We start from the raw sequence: 2,685 nt of genomic DNA, 5'->3' as shown, positions 1-2,685 counted from the left end.
AAGCCGCGCGCCTGCTCAAACCGGGTTTGCCGGTGGCGGTGGTGGATGGCGACGGGCAGTTCGTCGGCACCCTCAACAGCGCGCACATTCTTGATTGCATAGCCAGCGTCCCGGCCCCGCGCCCTGCCGCTGCGGAGGTTGCACAGCATGCTTAGTTCAGAAGACCTCGCGGTTTTACCCGTAGACCAGTGGATCAGCCAGGGTGTGGAGTGGCTGGGGATTCACCTGCGGCCAATGTTCCAGGCGATTCGCTGGCCGGTGGAGCATTTGCTGGGGCTGAGTGACACGGTGATCCACGCGATCCCGTTCCCGGTCATGGTGTTGCTGATGTTCCTGATCGCCTACCGTGCGGCGAGCCTGGGGGTGGCGGTGTTCAGCGCCGTGGCCCTGGTGGTGATCGCCGCGTTGGGGGTGTGGGACGAGGCCATGACCACCTTGTCGCTGATCACCACGGCGATTGTGATCTGCATGGTGGTGGGCATTCCGGTGGGCATCTGGTGCGCCCGCAGCGAGCGGGTGTGGGGCGTGATGCGGCCGATCCTCGACATCATGCAAACCACCCCGACCTTCGTGTACCTGGTGCCGGTGGTGATGCTGTTTGGCGTCGGCACGGTGTCGGGTGAAGTGGCGGTGGTGATCTCCGCCTGCCCGCCGCTGATTCGCTTTACCTATCTGGGCATCCGCATGGTCGACACCGAACTGGTGGAAGCCGGCCACGCCTTTGGTGCGGACAAGCGCCAATTGCTCTGGGAAATCCAGCTGCCCCTGGCGATCCCGACGATCCTCGGCGGCCTCAACCAGACCGTGCTCACGGCCATGGTGATGTCGGTGGTGGTGGCGATGATCGGCGCCGAAGGCCTCGGCCTGGTGGTGCTGCAAGGCCTGGGCCGGATGGACGTGGGCCGCGCGGCGGTGGGCGGGATTGCCATTGTGCTGCTGGCGATGATGCTCGACCGGATCACCCAGAACCTGGCGCAACCGACCATGCGCAAGCGCAAGTCGCTGTTCAAGCGACTGCTCAATCCGAACCCGGTAAACGCATAACAAAAAGAACCTCATGAATGCCCGTTGTTGACTGCCAACCCTAACCATAACGAGAAAAAAAAGAGGAAATCATGATGCATCCATTCAAAGCCTTGCTTGGATTTGCAGCAGTGTTGTACCTGGCAAGTACGCAGGTGTGGGCCGAGGATTTGCCGGGCACCGGCAAGACCATCCGCTTCGTGCAATCGGAAAGCACCGGCGGCAACTACGTACTGACCAAAATCGCGATCGAGGCCACCAAGCGCCTGGGCTACGCGAGCAAGTTGAGCACCGTCAACACCACCCTGTTCTTCCCCGCCGCGGCCCAGGGCGACCTGGACCTGTCGATGGACGTGACCTTGCCGATGCTGCAACCGAGCTTTGACAAGGTGAAGGACCGTACCGAAGTGGTGGGCTCGGGCTTCATTACGGGCGCTGGCTATAACGGCTACATGATCGACAAGAAAACCGCCGACGCGTACGGCATCACCAGCCTGGAACAAATGAAGGACCCGAAAATCGCCGGGCTGTTCGGCAAGGACGGCAAGGCCAACCTGATCAGTTGTGATCCGGGCTGGGGCTGTGGCGATGTGGTGGATTACCAGCTCGACAAGTTCGGTCTCAAGGACACGGTTAACCCGGTACGCGGCAAATACGAAGCACTGATGTTCGAAAACGTCGCCCGGCTGAAACGTGGCGAGCCGGTGTTTTTCTATGCGTGGGCACCGTCGTGGATGACCAACACCATGGTGCCGGGCAAGGACGTGGTGTGGCTGCCGACGCCGTTTGATGCGTTGCCGGGCAATGTGCCGAGCACCACTTCGGCACTGACGCCCGGGGTTGCCGGGTGCGCCGGCGGGGCTGATCCATGCCGCATGGCGATGGCGGCGTGGAACTGGTATGCGATTGGCAACAAGCAATTCATCGCGGCGAATCCGGCGATCAGGAAGTTGGTGGAGCAGATGACGTTTTCCCAGGCAACCTGGAGTTATTGGGAAAAAACCATCAGCGCCGACGGCTCCAGCGAACGCAACATTCGCAAGCTGGCGGAGGACTGGATGAAGGAAAACAAAGCGACGTTTGACGGCTGGGTGGCCACCGCAAAAACCGCCAAGTAGCACCGATTCAATGTGGGAGCTGGCTNNGGCAAGCCAGCTCCCACAGTCGATTTTCACCCGCCGCAAAAATAACTGTTTTGGCGGGCGCAATCAGAAAAAACCCACTGCCCCACCCCCACCAAACCACCAATCCCGCGCCTGCCCCTGCCCTAGCATTGCACCCACTCAGCCCATCCGGAGTGACCCCGATGACCTACAAACACCCGCTGCTGTTCAAAGCCCTGTGCTACGTCGACGGCCATTGGGTCCACAGCGCCAGTGCCAGCACCATCGCCGTACATGACCCGGCGAACCAACAGTTGATCGGCCACGTGCCGATGCTGGAAAAACCGCAAATTGTCGCCGCAATCGACGCCGCCCACCGCGCGTTTTCCGCCTGGCGTGAACAGAACCTCGATGCCCGCGCCACGATCCTGCGGCGCTGGGCGGCACTGATCCTCGAACACCAGGAGGACCTCGCCCGCATCCTCAGCCAGGAACAAGGCAAACCGCTGGCCGAAGCCCGCGGCGAAATCGCCTATGCCGCAAGCTTCATCCCGTGGTT

Annotated in this window: 3 protein-coding genes; all 3 read left to right on the top strand. The window is 61.6% G+C overall.

The window, feature by feature from the left end:
- The first annotated feature begins 147 nt into the window (after positions 1–147).
- A complete protein-coding gene (locus tag HX846_RS04055; protein ID WP_023658964.1) occupies positions 148–1,044 on the top strand; it encodes a proline/glycine betaine ABC transporter permease in 897 nt (298 codons plus the stop codon).
- A gap of 71 nt (positions 1,045–1,115) precedes the next feature.
- Positions 1,116–2,141, top strand: a complete 1,026-nt coding sequence (proX, locus tag HX846_RS04050; RefSeq protein WP_087693082.1) for a glycine betaine/L-proline ABC transporter substrate-binding protein ProX — start codon at positions 1,116–1,118, stop codon at positions 2,139–2,141.
- 188 nt (positions 2,142–2,329) lie between these two features.
- Positions 2,330–2,685: aldehyde dehydrogenase family protein (locus HX846_RS39440; protein WP_256739765.1), on the top strand; the 356-nt coding region annotated here is incomplete at its 3' end.

The sequence above is a fragment of the Pseudomonas sp. K5002 genome (assembly GCF_013386655.1).
Lineage (GTDB): Bacteria > Pseudomonadota > Gammaproteobacteria > Pseudomonadales > Pseudomonadaceae > Aquipseudomonas.
This window is presented reverse-complemented; position numbering and strand designations above follow the sequence as displayed.

Excerpts from the sequence above, each read along its gene's own strand:
- proX (WP_087693082.1), top strand. The coding sequence starts at position 1,116 with ATGATGCATCCATTCAAAGCCTTGCTTGGATTTGCAGCAGTGTTGTAC.
- HX846_RS04055 (WP_023658964.1), top strand. The coding sequence starts at position 148 with ATGCTTAGTTCAGAAGACCTCGCGGTTTTACCCGTAGACCAGTGGATC.